13 protein-coding genes, 1 tRNA gene and 1 pseudogene are annotated in these 16,151 nt (G+C 55.5%); 8 read left to right on the top strand and 7 right to left on the bottom strand.

All coding sequences use genetic code 11. From position 1 onward, the window contains the following. Positions 1-51 precede the first annotated feature (51 nt). Both NFS31_RS06585 and NFS31_RS06580 read left to right on the top strand, forming a co-directional pair. Positions 52-1,032 (top strand): DMT family transporter, encoded by a 981-nt coding sequence (locus tag NFS31_RS06585; protein WP_251492791.1) that lies wholly within the window; start codon positions 52-54, stop codon positions 1,030-1,032. 94 nt (positions 1,033-1,126) lie between these two features. After that, positions 1,127-1,702 (top strand): PD-(D/E)XK nuclease domain-containing protein, encoded by a 576-nt coding sequence (locus NFS31_RS06580; protein WP_331482545.1) that lies wholly within the window; start codon positions 1,127-1,129, stop codon positions 1,700-1,702. Between the two features lie 264 nt (positions 1,703-1,966). Here NFS31_RS06580 and NFS31_RS06575 read toward each other — a convergent pair. Next, positions 1,967-2,038: transfer RNA gene (locus NFS31_RS06575), tRNA-Gln, on the bottom strand. Positions 2,039-2,510: 472 nt separating this feature from the next. Between NFS31_RS06575 and NFS31_RS06570 the strand changes: the two genes are divergently transcribed. Continuing rightward, the gene (locus NFS31_RS06570; protein ID WP_251492789.1) at positions 2,511-3,533 is read left to right on the top strand and encodes a flagellar hook-basal body complex protein; all 1,023 of its coding nucleotides are present in this window, start codon (positions 2,511-2,513) and stop codon (positions 3,531-3,533) included. Positions 3,534-3,734: 201 nt separating this feature from the next. Here NFS31_RS06570 and NFS31_RS06565 read toward each other — a convergent pair whose 3' ends face one another. The 6 genes and pseudogenes from NFS31_RS06565 to nrdR form a co-directional block, all read right to left on the bottom strand. Next, a complete protein-coding gene (locus NFS31_RS06565) occupies positions 3,735-4,421 on the bottom strand; it encodes a TIGR00266 family protein (protein ID WP_251492787.1) in 687 nt (228 codons plus the stop codon). 98 nt (positions 4,422-4,519) lie between these two features. Beyond that, positions 4,520-5,125 (bottom strand): GNAT family N-acetyltransferase, encoded by a 606-nt coding sequence (locus NFS31_RS27400; RefSeq protein ID WP_251492894.1) that lies wholly within the window; start codon positions 5,123-5,125, stop codon positions 4,520-4,522. Between the two features lie 57 nt (positions 5,126-5,182). Next, positions 5,183-5,584: pseudogene (locus tag NFS31_RS27395) on the bottom strand (shikimate kinase); the annotation flags it as partial. 74 nt (positions 5,585-5,658) lie between these two features. Then, a complete protein-coding gene (gene aroE, locus NFS31_RS06550) occupies positions 5,659-6,531 on the bottom strand; it encodes a shikimate dehydrogenase (RefSeq protein ID WP_251492785.1) in 873 nt (290 codons plus the stop codon). A gap of 261 nt (positions 6,532-6,792) precedes the next feature. Next, a complete protein-coding gene (locus NFS31_RS06545; protein ID WP_251492892.1) occupies positions 6,793-7,305 on the bottom strand; it encodes a YqeG family HAD IIIA-type phosphatase in 513 nt (170 codons plus the stop codon). Continuing rightward, positions 7,305-7,778: a transcriptional regulator NrdR gene (nrdR, locus tag NFS31_RS06540; RefSeq protein ID WP_251492783.1), complete on the bottom strand. Its 474-nt coding sequence runs from the start codon at positions 7,776-7,778 to the stop codon at positions 7,305-7,307. The genes NFS31_RS06545 and nrdR overlap by 1 nt, the downstream gene beginning before the upstream one ends. A gap of 358 nt (positions 7,779-8,136) precedes the next feature. On the opposite strand from nrdR, the gene efp reads away from it, so the two are divergent. The 5 genes from efp to NFS31_RS06515 all read left to right on the top strand — a co-directional run bounded on the left by efp (position 8,137) and on the right by NFS31_RS06515 (position 16,093). Continuing rightward, entirely contained in the window at positions 8,137-8,694 is a 558-nt protein-coding gene (gene efp, locus NFS31_RS06535) for an elongation factor P (protein ID WP_251492781.1), read from the top strand. A gap of 114 nt (positions 8,695-8,808) precedes the next feature. Continuing rightward, a complete protein-coding gene (locus tag NFS31_RS06530; RefSeq protein WP_331482542.1) occupies positions 8,809-9,507 on the top strand; it encodes a peptidoglycan recognition protein family protein in 699 nt (232 codons plus the stop codon). Positions 9,508-9,532: 25 nt separating this feature from the next. Then, on the top strand, positions 9,533-11,296 hold the full coding sequence (gene argS, locus NFS31_RS06525) for an arginine--tRNA ligase (protein ID WP_251492779.1): 1,764 nt from the start codon (positions 9,533-9,535) through the stop codon (positions 11,294-11,296). A gap of 104 nt (positions 11,297-11,400) precedes the next feature. Continuing rightward, positions 11,401-14,589 (top strand): DEAD/DEAH box helicase, encoded by a 3,189-nt coding sequence (locus NFS31_RS06520; protein ID WP_251492777.1) that lies wholly within the window; start codon positions 11,401-11,403, stop codon positions 14,587-14,589. Between the two features lie 184 nt (positions 14,590-14,773). Continuing rightward, positions 14,774-16,093: a DUF1266 domain-containing protein gene (locus NFS31_RS06515; RefSeq protein WP_251492775.1), complete on the top strand. Its 1,320-nt coding sequence runs from the start codon at positions 14,774-14,776 to the stop codon at positions 16,091-16,093. Positions 16,094-16,151 lie beyond the last annotated feature (58 nt).

Below are 16,151 nucleotides of genomic sequence, written 5' to 3'. Positions count from 1 at the left end.
GCGCTGCAGACAGGCCGGCCTGCAGATTTGGCGTCTGCCACGGGGAGATGGATGATGAAACGAGAGAAATTGACAGGGATGCAGGATGTGTTATCCCGGCCTGTCGTGATGGGGCTGCTGGCGTTGTTTTGCTGCGCCCTGTGGGGGAGCGCATTTTCCTGTATTAAGATTGGATACAGGCTGTTTCAGATATCAGCGGGAGATACCGGGTCGGTGATTTTATTTGCCGGCCTGCGTTTTGCGCTGGCAGGGATCATGGTGATTCTGGCCGGAAGCGCGCTGCAGGGGAGGCGGCTGGTTCCGCAGAGAGACGATATCGCAAAGATCGCGAAGCTCTGCGCGTTTCAGACGGTTTTTCAGTATTTTTTCTTCTATATTGGACTGGCACACGCCAGCGGTGTGAAGAGCGCGATTATCACAGGGAGCAACAGCCTTTTGACGATCCTGATGTCAAGCCTTGTGTTCCGGCAGGAGAAGCTGACGCCTGCGAAGGCGGCCGGCTGCCTTCTGGGCTTTCTGGGCGTGGCGGCGGCGAACTTAACCGGCGGCGGGATGCATCAAAATGCCAGCTTACTGGGAGAGGGCTTCGTCTTTTTATCCGCTGTGTCGTATGCGTTTTCCTCTGCTTTAATTAAGCGTTACTCCGCGGATTCGGATCCCGTTCTTTTGAGCGGCTGGCAGTTTCTGGCAGGCGGCGCAGTCCTGGCAGCAGGCGGCCTGGCGCTTGGGGGGAGTATACGCCATGCCTCATATCCGGCGGCGGCGATGCTTTTGTACCTGGGCTTTTTGTCAGCCGCCGCCTATACGGTATGGGGGCTTTTACTCAAATATAACCCGGTGTCGCGGGTGTCGATCTACGGCTTTTCCAACCCGGTCGTGGGCGTGGTGCTGTCCGCGCTTTTACTGGGCGAGGGAGGACAGGCGTTTTCAGCGCGCAATGTTGCGGCTCTTTTGCTGGTCAGCGGCGGGATTTTCGTGGTGAATCACAGCGCGTTTGCGGGGGGAGAGAGGCGGAAGGACGGGATGGATTAACTTTGAGGGAAAGAAGGTTATTATAGGACTGGTATGACGGATTTACCTTTGGTAAAAAAACGATATCTATAATCCATGGTCCATCTTAAACTTTTTGGATAAAAAGCGGCTGTCGGCATACTGGGCCAGCACCAGCAGCAACAGCCTGGCTGACCGGCTGATCCGCAGGGGCGATCGGGGGATCAAGATGGATATGGAGCATCTTCTGAAAGGGGGCGTTATACGGGCCGGGGATATCCGCTCCATGAATGTATATATGAATAAGGTGGCAATGGCTATGTTCAGTTATTTTGACAGCGGAAAAAAGCCGTCGGATGATGCGCAGCCGGAGCGGTTTTATCACGGGTTTGTATTGGGCCTTCTTGTGGATTTGGCGGATCGCTATGTGGTTACGTCGAACAGGGAGAGCGGCCTTGGGAGGTATGATGTGATGCTTAAACCGCGTTATCCGGAGGATGCGGCAGTGATTCTGGAATTTAAAGCGCGGGAGCCGGATGGGGAAAAGACATTGGAAGATACGGCCAGGGAAGCGTTGGCACAGATTGAACGCCAAAATTATAAGGCGTCGCTGGAAGCGGAGGGAATTGGAATGCATCGGATCTATACGTATGGATTTGCTTTCGAGGGGAAGCAGGTTTTGATCCGGGAAGGACGGGTGAGGGAATTGTGAGAAGGAGGCCCTGTCAATAAATATCGGCCGGTGGGGTGGGATGCATGCTCAGGAGATTCTTATGGAATCTAAAGTTAATAACATTCGGATACAATCATAACATGTAGGTTTTGTGTATGAAAAAAGTAGTTTTATTTTTCTTTTCGTTATTTGTGTCTTAATGCGGCGCACGGGCCGCGTGGCGAATAGGAAGAAAAGTCTTCCTTATTTAATTATGCAAAAAGCCTTAAATCAGATAAAATCTTGATTTAAGGCTTTTCTATACTGGGCTACAAGGATTCGAACCTTGAAATGACGGAGTCAGAGTCCGTTGCCTTACCATTTGGCGATAGCCCATTGGAATGAACGATTTATATTATACTGTATAACAGGAAAATTGTCAAGAGTATTTTTTGAAATTTAAAAAAATTTTGTTACCATTCACAGGTAGTATTCTGCGAGGTGTTTTTTGTGAGTGCAGCGTAGCGGAAGTCACAGAAAACCCGGGGGTAGCAGCGCTAAACCGCGTTTTTTGCGGTTTGTGTGTATCGCGAAGCGAGGGATATCAAATATGGATGTAATTTGACGAAGTCTAAATGTATGGAGGCCCGGCGCGAATAAGCTGACATGACCGTAAAAGCCTCATCCTCTCCATCTGCCCGGATGCCCGCGCTCCCTGCAGGATTTCCGGTTGACAAAAGTTGCTCGGGGGGGGGTATAATGATTTAAACGATGTTTCGCACTGCGAGGCACGTTTTACCTCCGTTTAAAGCGAAGTGCAGGCCTGCCGCGCGGACGGAAAGCAAACAGCAGCAGAAAGGAAAAATGGATGTTAAGAGCAATGGATTCAGCAGTCGCAGGGCTGCGCGCGCACCAGAACAGGCTGGATGTGATTGGTCATAATATTGCGAATGTCAATACATTTGGCTTTAAATCGCAGGTCTACAGCTTCCAGGAGGCAATGTACCAGACGACGAGCGCGTCCACGGGAGGCACGTCCACTGCTGGCGGCACGAATGCGGCCCAGTTTGGATACGGCTCCCTGATGGGGACAATCGCTACGGATATGACGGCGTCCACGCCTACTTATGTGGGCGGGCTGAACGCCAGTATCAACGGGGATGGATTTTTTATCACATACCCTCAGATAATCAAAGTCGATGATCCAAATGATGCAGATTCCGGTATAAAAGGCCAGAGCTTTGACTATACCCGGGTAGGCCAGTTTAAGCTGGACAGCAATGGATACCTGGTTGACGGGATGGGAAATTTTGTCTATGGGTTCCAGACGGAATATGGCCAGATCGGACAAAACGCTGCCGATAAGGATTTTAAACCCAAAAAGAGCCTTGAGCCGCTGCGGGCCCCGGCCGCTTATACAAAAGCGGTTCCGCCTGCGGATGACGGCACGGGCGGAGCCGACCCTTCTATCGGATTTGAAGGCGATACTGCGCTTGAGGTGGTTGATATACAGATCGATAAGCTGGGCAGGCTGACGGCAAAGATCAAGCATCAGGATGATCCCAAAGCGGATGATAAGGACAAAATTGACGGGCAGATTGTCACGCTTGGCTGGGTGGCGATTGCCACCTTCCAGAACCCGGAGGGGCTTACGAAAAAGGGCGGTTATTATTACGGCGCGACCGGCGGCGATAACACCGGATCCTTTTCGGTCACACAGCCCGGCGGCTCCACGTCGGATTTGATGACTGGTTACCTGGAGGCTTCCAATGTGGATCTGGCCCAGCAGTTTTCGGACATGATCACCACGCAGAGGGGATTTCAGGCCAATTCAAAGCTGATTACGGTCAGCGATGAGGTTTTAAACGAGTTAGTCAATATGAAACGTTAAGGTTACCGCCCGCAGGGCACAGCAATGCGCAACCGTTCAGATAACCCTGGACGGTTACAGTAATACAAAGCAAATAAGGCCGATATCACGTCCGCATGCAGACGTATACCGGCCTTTTGTCCCGTGTGGAAGAGCCTGCTGCGCCGCTTTATTTTACACGCCTGCGCTGTCTTTCCTGTCAAAGCGTGCCCGCCGCCTGCGTTATTTTCCGCTGGTGGGGATAAATCTTGCGATTCTTCCGGCGAATTCAGCGATATTCTGGGTCTGTAAGTACACCTTTCCGGGGCCTTTTAAGGTGGTGAGGAATAAGCCCTCTCCGCCGAAGAAGATATTTCCCAGCCCTTTTACGGTTTCAATGCCGTATTCGACGCTTCTCTCAAATGCGACCACATTTCCGGTGTCAACCTTTAAGATCTCGCCGGGAGCGAGATTCTTTTCCACCATATCCCCATCGATCTCCAGGAAGACCATGCCGCTTCCGCTGATGTCCTGCAGGATAAAGCCTTCGCCGCCAAACAGGCCGGAGGAGAGCTTTTTCGTGAAGGTTACATTGAGCTGGACGCTGTCCTGCCCGCACAGGAACGCGCCTTTCTGGCAGATGAGGCCGCCTCTGGCGCCGACATCCACAGGCAGGATGCGGCCAGCGACTGTGGAGGCAAAGGCGATCTGCGCGCCGGCCCGCGAAGCCCGGTAGGTAGCCATGAACAGGGATTCCCCGGCAAACATGCGGCCAAGGCCCTTCATAAGGCCGCCCTTTGTGTTGGTGCTCATCTCAATTCCGTCTGTCATCCAGGCCATGCCGCCGGACTGTGTGAACATGCTCTCCCCCGGGGCGTCGAACTGAACCTCGACGGCGGGCATGGTTTCTCCTATGATACGATACTGCATAATGCTTGTCCTCCTTTTGTGTTTAATGTACTCTCGGAATCCCGCCGCGCCTGATTTTGTGAGATTCCGAGAGTACATTTTATGGAATTCCGCCGAAACTACAAGCGTACATTCGCGATCTCATCCGGTTTTAAATCGGGAAAGGGAATCACCGGGGCCGGATCCGGCGTATGGCGTCCGATGATTTTTTCCATCCACACCATGTTATACCACGTCCCGAATTTGTACCCGCATTTGTAGAATTCTCCGACCATCCGGTAGCCCATGTGCGCGTGAAACTGCACGCTGTTTTTGGTCAGATACGGATCCTCTGTCTCCGGATAGCCGATACAGGCGTTCATATTCAGGATATTCTGGGCTTTGGAAACGGCCTCCAGGGCGGTATAAAGCTTTTTTCCCACTCCGGTTTTCCGCTGATCCTCCCGCACGTAAATGCTTGTCTCAACCGCCCGGTCATAGGCGGCTCTTCCGACAAACGGATGAGTATAGGCATAGCCGATCAGCCTGCCCTCATGCTCTGCGACGAGGTAGGGGTATTTTTTCAGCGTGTCCGCGATCCTGCCCCTGAATTCTTCCAGGGCCGGGATCTCATATTCAAAGGTAATGGCTGTTTTCGTCACGTATGGGGCGTAAATTTCAAGGAGCTCCCCCGCATCGTCCGGCGCTGCGGCCCGGATCGCGATCGGTTCCGGTTTTTTTAACAGCCGCCTGATCTCGTCCACAATCTCCCCCACCGTTTTTCCATCCACGCAGATTACGGCATGCGCCGCTTCCTCATACAGCGCGTTTCGCTGCGACAGCAGGGCATCCACGCGCGCGCGGACATCTGCGCCCTGGAGAAGGGGGCGCGTCGTATCGCCTTTTAAGCGGTTCAGGACGGTTTCGGTTGAAACCTTCAGCCAGATGACCTGGCCGAGCTGTTTCAGGAGGCGTCTGTTTTCCGGCCGGACGGGGAGTCCGCCCCCAACGGACACAACAAGCCCGCCCGAAGAGTCAGCCAGAGACGGGCAGGCAGCGGGAGCGGGACGCGGGGCGTTTATGAGACGCTTTAAAAGCGCTGTCTCCATGCGGCGGAATGCTTCCTCGCCCTGGGTGGAAAAGATCTCGCTTATGGCGCGGCCCTCCTGCGTCTCAATCATCTGATCCGTATCGCTAAAGCACATCCCGAAAGCCTGTGCGCAGGCTTTTCCCACACTGGTTTTGCCGGCCCCCATGAAGCCTGTTAAAATAAGGTTTTTCATGCTTTTCCTTTCTCTAAAAGCTCTTGTATCCGGCGGCGGGCGGCTTTTATGGCGGCGGCTTCGACCCGGACGCCCGGGTTCCAGAGCTCAAATGCCGCCACGCCCTGATACAGAAGCATGTTTAGGCCGTTGAAGGCGCGGCCCCCGGCGGCGCTTACATACTTCATGAATTTCGTCTCGGCCGGGGTGTAGATGCTGTCATAAGCCTCGCTGATCTTTTCGTAAAAAGCCGGGGCCTCTATAGGCGCATGGTCTATATTGGGGTGCATTCCCACGCTGGTTGACTGGATGGCAAAGTAACCGCTTCCCGGTATGCTGGCATAGTCTGACAGGGCCAGGGGCTTTGCCGTATCCTTTCCGGTCAGGCGGTTCAGCCATCCGGCCAGCGCCTGGGCCTTATCAAGGCTGCGGTTGAGAATCCAGATCTCCTCTGCGCCTTCTCCGGCCAGCATATAGGATGCCGCCCTGGCCGCTCCGCCGGCTCCCAGGACGATGCATTTCCTTCCCTGCATGATGATGCCTTCCTCCCTGACAGCCCTTAAAAGGCCGGGGACGTCGGTGTTGTAGCCCTTGTAGCCGCTGTCTGTCCGCACCAGGGTGTTGACTGCCCCGATATCGGCCGCCGCCGTGTCAATCTCCGCGAGATACGGCATCACGGCCTGCTTGTGCGGAACCGTCACGCTCATCCCCTGTACGTTGAGCGCAAACGCGCCCTCCACCGCCTTTTGAAGCGCCTCTTCCTTTACTTTAAACGGCACATAGACCAGATCAACTCCTGTCTGCTCTCCGTAAAGATTGTGCAGAACCGGGGACATACTGTGTTCTACCGGATTGGCTATGATCCCGTAAACTTTTGTTCTTCCATCCATATCGCTGTCTCTCCTTATATTTCAGAGCCCTTTTATTCCCGCGGGCAACGAGCCAAGCGGGCATGCCTGCATGCACATTTGGCGGCTGCCGCGAGGGTCAAATACCCCGCTGCCCTGCAGCGCTGCAAGTTTGACGCCCCGTTGCTTGCAGCGGGGTTGTTGACTCGGGCGTATCCGTTCAGATAATTTCGGGACGGTTACGATTGTTCCTTTTGGCAAGTCATTTCCGCCGGATCGTGCGGACGGCCTTATATGTTACTGTTACCCTCGCGCTACTTTCTGCCGCCCTCTTTTATAGAACCACAGAACCATCCGTTCCGGAATGCGTTTCAGCACAATCTGGATCTCCTCCTTTGGGTCGATTGGCTTTACCAGAATGGACTTAATTCCGGCGCGGTTTGCGCCGTAAATGTCCGTAAAAATCTGATCGCCCACAAAGAGCGTGGCCTGACGCGCCGTCCCCATCTGCTTCATCGCTTCCTCATATCCGCGCCGCCGCGGCTTCCCGGCCTTGAACAGATAACCGGAACCGACCTCCCCGGCAAAGGACGCCACCCTTGGCTCCTTATTATTTGACATCAGGCAGGTGTTCATCCCCATCTCCTGAAGCTCCTTAAAGAGAGCCCTGGCCCGGTCATCGGCCGGGGCCCCGTGGGGAACCAGCGTATTATCAATGTCAAATATCACGCCCCGGATCCCCCTGCTGTAGAAATCCCCGTAAGGGAGCCCGTACGCGGAGGCCGCGCATCTGCCCGGATAAAACTGTTTAAGCATCATACATCCTTTCCGCCCTGCCTGCTCTCCAAAATCTTTCCCAGCTCCTCCATGAATGTATTGACATCCTTGAATTCACGGTACACAGACGCAAACCGGACATAGGCGACCTCATCCAGCTCCTTTAAATTCTTCATCACCAGCTCGCCGATCACAGAGGACGGAACTTCCCGCTCCTCCCGGTTAAAAATCTGATTTTCAATGTCGTCAATCAGAGCTGCTATCTGCTGCGGCGATACCTGCAGCTTATGGCAGGAACGGATGATTCCGGCCTCCAGCTTGGACCGGTCGTAAGCCTCCCGCGTATCGCCCTTTTTTATCACCATCAGCGGGAGCGTCTCCAGCTTCTCATATGTGGTAAAACGCTTCCCGCATGTCTCACACTGCCGCCGCCGCCGGATTGAGCTGTTGTCATCCACCGGCCGCGAATCAATCACCTTGGTATCCGCTGCATTGCAAAATGGGCATTTCAATCATTTGTCCTCCTGTCATTGTTGAATGCTCACGGAATTCGTACGGTCAGCGCCGAACATACGCCGGCCAGTCTGAACTGTTACCGTAAACGTAACGTCGTGAAGCCCTCTTTGTTTATATTTTAACGTAAATAAAAAAGATCCGCAAGCGCAAATTGGCGTGGATTTGGCAGGATTTGGAAAAAAATGGGTGACCATTCAGACGATATGAACGCCTGCAATTCAAGTTCAGGACTGGAAGTTCCGGCAAAAAGTAGCTGGAAACCGCCATGTTTCGCTAAAAAGTAGTTGAAAACCAACATATTATAGTATAGAATAAAAAAGATCAAGACAGATTACTCAAGGAGGAATAACATTTATGATATCAGCAGGTGATTTCAGAAACGGCGTCACACTCGAAATTGACGGAAACGTTTACCAGATCATGGAATTCCAGCATGTGAAGCCCGGCAAGGGCGCGGCCTTTGTGCGGACCAAGATCAAGAACGTCATGAGCGGCGGCGTGGTGGAAAAGACGTTCCGCCCGACCGAGAAGTTCCCGGCGGCGAGAATCGACAGGGTGGACATGCAGTATTTATATTCGGACGGCGATTTATACAATTTCATGGATGTGAACACGTACGAGCAGGTGGGCTTAAACGCCGACACGATCGGGGACGCCTTAAAGTTCGTAAAGGAAAATGAGATGTGCAAGATCTGTTCCTATAACGGCAAGGTATTTTCCGTTGAGCCGCCTCTGTTCGTAGAGCTTGAGATTACGGACACGGAGCCGGGCTTTAAGGGAGACACGGCCACGGGCGCCACAAAGCCGGCGGTGGTTGAGACGGGCGCTACGGTTTACGTTCCGCTATTCGTTGATCAGGGGGACAAGATCAAGATCGATACGCGTACAGGCGAGTATCTGTCCAGAGTTTAAAACGGTTCGGCGCTGGGAGCGGGACTGCCGTAAAATCCGGAGCAGGCGGGTTTTACAGCAGTCCTTTTGTCTGTATGTTTGTATAACGCTGCGAAGGAGGAAGCCAATCATAGTATGGAGATGGAAGAAAGACGGCGCGACGTCCGCCGGGCAGAGCAGATCAGGCAGATGAAGCGCAGGCGTTTAAGCCGGAGACGCCTGCTGCTCCGCTGTGTGATAGGGATTGTGGCATTTTCATTCGGTTTTGGCGCAGGATGGGCCGCGCGCGGCAGAAGGGTGCGAAAGCCGGTGGATTTAAGCTCCATAGAGCCGCCGAACTGGGTGGAGCAGCAGCTTTTGACTGAGAATCCGAATTCCCGGCCGGGAACGAAGCTGGCGGTGGTGAATAATATCGTGATCCATTATGTGGCAAACCCGATGACAACGGCCCAGAACAACCGCGATTATTTTGAGGGGCTGAAAAACCAGAGCGGAAGCAGCCCGGAACAGCGCAGCAGCCATTTTATCGTCGGCCTAGACGGCGAGGTCATCCAGTGTATTCCGGTGGACGAGAAGGCGTTTGCGTCAAATGACCGGAATTGGGACACGGTAGCGATCGAGTGCTGCCACCGCACAGAGGACGGATCATTTACGGAGGAGACGTATGATTCCCTGGTCCGCCTTACGGCCTGGCTGTGCAAAGAGCTTCATCTGACGTCAGAGGATCTGATCCGCCATTATGACGTGACAGGTAAGATCTGCCCGAAATATTTTGTGGATCACGAGGACGCGTGGGAGAAGTTTAAGAAAGATGTGAAAAAAGCGATGCGGTAAAAGCAGGAAGGCAGGGAGACGACCCATGAAGAAAATTGTGGATTTGATTATAGAGGAGCTGACGCCGGCGTTTGAGGCATGCGGCTATGACAGGCAGTATATCCGCGTGACGCGCTCAAACCGCCCGGATCTTTGCGAGTTTCAGTGCAATGGGGCCATGGCGGCGGCAAAGGCTTATAAGAAAAAACCGATTGAGATTGCGGGCGAGGTGACAGAGCGGGCAAAGGGGAGCCGGATGTTTTCCGAGATCAGCGCCGCTTTGCCAGGCTTTATCAATATCCGTCTGGATCCAGACTATCTGGCGGAATACACGGGCGCGGTTGCCGGCGATGAAAAATACGGGCTGGAGACAGCCGCGCAGCCGGAGACGATCATCGTGGACTACGGCGGGGCCAATGTCGCGAAGCCGCTCCATGTGGGCCATCTGCGCTCCGCGGTCATCGGCGAGAGCATGAAGCGGATCGGGCGCTATATGGGGCATCACGTGATCGGCGACGTACACCTGGGAGACTGGGGACTGCAGATGGGCCTGATCATAGAGGAGCTGCGCGACCGTCAGCCGGAGCTCCCCTATTTTGACGAGAGCTTTGAGGGAGAATTCCCCCAGGAAGCGCCGTTTACGATCTCCGAGCTGGAAGAGATCTACCCGGCGGCCAGCGAGAAGTCAAAGAAGGATGAGGCGTTCCGCGAGCGGGCGCAGCAGGCGACCCTTAAGCTTCAGAGCGGCTATCCGCCGTTTCGCGCCATCTGGGAGCACATCATGTCCGTTTCTCTGGCAGATTTGAAGAAGAATTACGCGAATCTGAATGTCTCCTTTGATCTCTGGAAGGGGGAGAGCGACGCGCAGAGCTATATTCCGGGACTGATCGCGGATCTGGTTGACAAAGGGCTTGCCTACGAAAGCGAGGGGGCCCTGGTGGTTGACATTGCAAAGGAAGGGGACGCAAAGGAATACCCGCCGTGCATTGTCCGCAAATCGGACGGGGCCGCGCTGTACGCGACGTCGGATCTGGCTACGCTGATCGAGCGGGAGAAGGATTTTAAGCCGGATCGCTATATCTATGTGGTGGACAAGCGCCAGGAGCTTCACTTTATCCAGGTGTTCCGTGCGGCGAAAAAGGCCGGGATTGTGAAAGAGGAGACGCCGATGGCTTTCCTTGGCTTTGGGACCATGAACAGCAAGGACGGCGGCCCCTTCAAGACGCGGGACGGCGGCGTGATGCGCCTGGAGACGCTGATTAACGAGATTGTCAAAGCAGTTTACAAAAAGATCGAGGAAAAACAGAAGGTTCCGGAGAATGAGCGGCAGCGCACGGCGCAGATCATCGGCCTGGCGGCTTTAAAGTACGGGGATCTGTCGAACCAGGCCACCAAGGATTACGTGTTTGATATCGACCGCTTTATCTCATTTGAGGGAAATACAGGGCCCCATATCCAGTATACGATTGTGCGCATTAAGTCCATTCTTGAGAAGTACGGGGCGGGAGAGGATGCAGAGATGATGCGGATCCTTCCGGCCGGCTCCGCGACGGAAAAGGAACTCCAGCTTAAGCTCTGCGGCTTTTCGGAGGCGGTTGAGAGCGCCTTTATTGAGACAGCGCCCCATAAGATCTGCCAGTATATGGCGGCTGTGGCGGATGCGTTCAATGATTTTTACCAGGAAAATAAGATCCTTGCCGAGGAGGACAAAAAACGGCAGGCCGGCTGGATCCGCCTGATTACGCTGGCAAAGGATATCCTGAATACGTGCATGGATCTTCTGGGGATGGATTCTCCGGAGCATATGTAGAAACCTGCAGCCGCGCCGGCTGTATGGAGATGCGGCGGCGCATGTCCGGGCAGTTAAAAGCGCGTCCGGCAGCCTGAACGGACAGGGGAGATTAGAACGGTTTTATGATGATTCAACATTTTCAGATTGATTCCTTTTGGAAGGGAGAAGCGCGCGTTATTGGGAGCGTGCAGGATGGGGAGAGCCTGTATGACGCGGCGGTGTTTCTGAGGGACGGCCGGATGCAGGATTATTCCTGCTCCTGTGAGGGCGGTTTATCAGGGGCAGAGTGCTGTCCCCATTGCCGTGAGCTTTACAGCCGTTTTCTGACGGAGCGTGAGAAGGATCCGGTGAGGCAGGTGACCACCTCCGTGGGGGTGCGCGAGCTGATCCGGCAGTATGAAAAGCGCGCGCTTTCGAGGACGGCGGGAGAGCTGGAGAAGGCGGCGGCAGAGCTGATTCCGACGCTTCACATCGATCATGGGAAGGCGGCCCTGACGTGCCGGTTTCGGGGAAAGAAGGAGTATAAGATCCGGGATCTGGCGGTGTTTGCCGGGGCGGTCCGGGATGGCTTATGGCAGGAATACGGAAAGGATCTGGCGTTCACACACACGCCGGATGCGTTTTCAGAGAAAAGCCGGCCTCTGCTCGCCCTGATTCTGCAGCAGGCGGACGCGTGCGTGGAGCGGTACCGGGAGGCGGTCAGGAAGAACGGGGTGATGCCCTATACGCCGGCTCTTCCCCTGGATCGGGCGGGCCGGGACCGCCTTTTTGACATTCTGGAGGGCGGCAGGCTGGAAGCGGAGTTAAACGGCCAGGTAGGCTTTTCGCTCCGGCTGATCCGCGGGAATCCGCCGTTTTCGGCAGAGGCGCGGCCCGAGGGGACGGAAGGGATCTCCGTCGCCATTCCTTCCGCCCTGTATGCGTTTTACGGGGAGACGGACCTCTATGTGGCCGACTGGCAGGCTCTTTACCGGTGCGGCAGCGCGTACACGGACGTTATGGGGCCTTTTCTGACCAGGATGTTATCGGATAAGGAAAAGAAAATGGGATTTTTGTCCGGCAGGCAGTACCGGGTGACGGTTCACAAGCGGGATCTTCCTCTTTTCTATGGCAGGGTATTAAAGCCGCTTAAGGAGGCGGGCCTTTTGGACGACGAAGGCGTGGACTGGCAGGAATACCGCCCTTTGGAGCTTAAGGCCCGTTTTTTCTTTGAGAGCAGCGGCCCGGATGAGATAACGGTAAGGCCGTCCATTTCGTATGGGGATTTTACGTACAATCCTCTGACGGAGGAGGCGGTCCCCCAGCGGCTCTGCCGGGATGTGGCGGGAGAGTACCGGATCAGCTACCTGATTGCCGAGTATTTCCAGTACCGCGACGGGGAGGCGGGGGAGGCGGCGATCCGGGGGGACGAGGCGGCTGTTTACCATTTTTTGAGCGAGGGAATGGAGCGGTTTAAACAGGCGGGGGAGACGCAGTTTTCCGGGGCATTCCGTTCGCTTGCGGTCTCGCCGCCCCCGCGTCTGGGTTTAAGCGTATCGTTAAACGGCGGATGGCTTGAGCTGGATGTCGATACAGGCGGCGTAAGCGGCCGGGAGCTGATGGAGATTCTTTCGCAGTACCGGCTTAAGAAGAAGTATCACCGTTTAAAAAACGGGGAATTTGTGACGCTTTCAGGAGACGGGCTGTATGCGCTGTCGCGCCTGACAGAGGGCCTTTCAGAGGAGGAGATTCAGTCAAAACGGCTGCGCCTGCCGTCCTACAGGGCCTTCTATGTGGACAGCTTATTTGACGGGAATACGCAGGCGCGCCTGCTGCGCAGCCAGAAATTCGATGCCATGATCCGCGAGCTGGGCGCTGTGGAGGATGTGCGGGAGGAGCCGCCCGGGGAGCTTGCGGGGGTGCTGCGGGAATACCAGAAAGCCGGCTTTAAGTGGCTGAAAACGCTTTGGCATTACGGTTTTGGCGGGATCCTGGCGGACGACATGGGACTGGGAAAGACGCTGCAGATCCTGACGCTCCTGGCCTCTGTTTACGGAGAAAAAGGGCAAAGAGGGCCGTCCCTGGCAGTGTGCCCGGCCTCGCTCATCTATAACTGGGGCCATGAGTGCTCAGTTTTTGTGCCGGGCCTGCGCGTTTTGCTGGTCGCGGGCTCCCTTAAGGAGCGGCAGGCGCTCCTTAAGAAGGCCGGGGAGTATGAGGTGATCGTGACCTCCTATGATCTGTTAAAAAGGGATCTGGCCGCGTATCAGGAGATAGAATTTTCCTTTCTGATCCTGGACGAGGCGCAGTTTATCAAAAATGCCGCCACCCAGACGGCGCGGGCGGTGAAGTCGGTCAGGGCGGCGGCGCGTTTTGCCCTGACAGGCACGCCGATCGAAAACCGTCTGGGAGAGCTGTGGAGCGTGTTTGATTTCCTGATGCCCGGCTTTTTGTTCAGCTACCGCGCCTTTAAAGAGCGGTACGAGGATCCGATCATAAAGGAGGAGAGCGCCGCGGCCCTGGAAGAGCTGCGCCGCATGATCCGCCCCTTTGTGCTGCGCAGGCTCAAGTCAGACGTGTTGCAGGAGCTTCCGGGAAAACAGGAAAAGGTGGTATATTCCGCCGCTTCGGGGCGCCAGCAGGCGCTCTACCGGGCGGAAGCCCTAAGGCTTAAAACCCGTCTTTGCCAGGCCGGGGAGGAACAGATGAAAAGCGCGCGCATTGAGATTCTGGCCATGCTGACCAGGCTGCGCCAGATTTGCTGCGATCCGTCGCTGTGCTATGAAAATTATAACAGCGGGTCAGCCAAGCTGGAGACAGCCGTATCGCTGATCGGCTCTGCCGTGGAGGGCGGACACAAGCTGCTTGTGTTCTCTCAGTTTGCCTCCATGCTGGAGACGATAAAAGAGAGGCTTGAAAAAGAGGGGATTTCCTGCCATCTTCTGACCGGCGGCGTGCGAAAGGAGGAGAGAAACCGCATGGTGACCGCGTTTCAGGAAGATTCGGTCCCGGTGTTTCTGATCTCCTTAAAGGCAGGGGGCACGGGCTTAAACTTAACGGCGGCGGATATTGTGATTCACTATGATCCCTGGTGGAATATGGCTGCGCAGAACCAGGCCACGGACCGCGCCCACCGGATTGGGCAGGATCGCCCGGTTACGGTGTATAAGCTGATCATGAAGGATACGATAGAGGAAAATATTTTAAGGCTTCAGGAGTCCAAACGCCTGCTGGCGGATCAGATTGTGACAGAGGGCATGGTTTCGCTCGGAGCCCTTGGCCGCGAGGAGCTCCTGGCCATATTGGACGGGGGCCGCCTCCTGCCGGAATGACGGGACGGGGCCTGCGTCTGCGTCAGGGGAAGAGAGGGCAGCCGTTTAAGCTGTTTGTACCGTTACAGCAACAGTTCAGATAGGTCTGCGCGCCTGCTGCGCTGACCGTACGAACGTGCAGCGGCCCATCGCGGAGCGATTCTAAATGGCCGTATGCCGTAACAGAGAAAGGATGGGAAATCGTATGAGAAAGAGACTTGTATTGCTGGCCGCCGCGGCTGTGAGCATGACGCTTTCAGGCTGCGGGGGCGCGAAAAAGGGGGATGCGCAGACAAAGGCAGAGACAGGGGCCGCTCAGGCCGCAGAGGCAGGGAGCGCTGTCAAAGAGGAGAAGAAAGAGAGCGAGCCGTCAGTGGAATCGCAGGAATACATTTCCGCGGACGGATCGTACAGTATTACGATGTTAAAGGGGTTTGAGCAGACGGATGTGCCGCTCCAGGCAAACGGAAGCATGATGGGCCTGGACAGCGCCGCGGGCCGCCCGGGCTTTTCCGCCGTCTCCATGGGAAGCGTGAAAAGCAGCGTGCCGGGAAATCCGGAGCGCATGGAAAGCCTGGAGGATTATGCGGATCACGTGGCGCATCTGGCTTTGGACGGAACCGGGATGCAGGTGGACTGGCAGGAGGCGGAAGCGGAGAACGCGCCGGGGATGACGCGGACCATTGCCAGGGAGGGAATTGCCAGAATGAACGGGGCGAAGGGCCGGGCCTATGCAGTCTATATGGAGACAGAGGACAGCTACTTTGCGGTGATCCTGATCGGCCGGGACGCCGATATCGGGGAGGCTAAGCAGGTTCTCTCTGTAACGCTTCTGGACAGCGCGTCCTCGCAGGAAAAGGGAAGCAAAGCCTTTTTGAGCGCGATGACAGCCGTTCTCGACGCGACGAACGGGGCCAGCGTGGTGGAAACGTACCGGGCCCTGGGCGGCGGGGCCGGAGCCGGACCGATTACCGAGAAGGCGAAAGCACTGCTTTCCGAAAGCTGGGAAATAAACAGCGCGGAGGAGCTCTATGAGACGGCGGACTGGCTGATGTCAGAGGGGCATAACCGGGATGCGGTTGAGTTTTTAAAGCAGTACGGCGGGACGGACGCAGCCAGCCGCGAGGAGTTTGCCGTGAAGGCGCAGGAGGCGGGCGCGGGAAAAAGGGAAAGCCTTATGGCGGCATACGACGCCTGGTCCGCGTATGGAGAGTCTGCCGTTGCCGCATGGGATTTAAGCCGCGTGGGAACAATTATGGGATTTGGCTATGCGGCCGGGTACTGTACATATGAGGAAGCGATGGATAAGATGCTTGAGGCGGCTGTGAAGGCGCAGGAGTTATATGATTCCTGGGACAGCTTTAATCAGAGTTATCTGTATGGCTATGCGTATTGGGCGGAAGAGTCGCTGGAGGATCCGGACAGCAGAGCGGCGCAGAGGGCCGGGCTCGTGGAAACGCTTGCGGGACAGGCGAACGGGCCGTTTTCGGTGGATTGGGGAACCGAGCTTGTGAAGGAGTGGTAGGAAGCTGGCGTTATCCCCGGGGAATGCAGGAAATGATAAAAAGTAATTTCTTGCATTC

Origin of the sequence: Otoolea muris (assembly GCF_943193115.1) — a bacterium.
Classification (GTDB): domain Bacteria; phylum Bacillota; class Clostridia; order Lachnospirales; family Lachnospiraceae; genus Otoolea; species Otoolea muris.
Note: the sequence above shows the minus strand (reverse complement) of the source record. Positions and strands in the feature narration are given on the sequence as shown.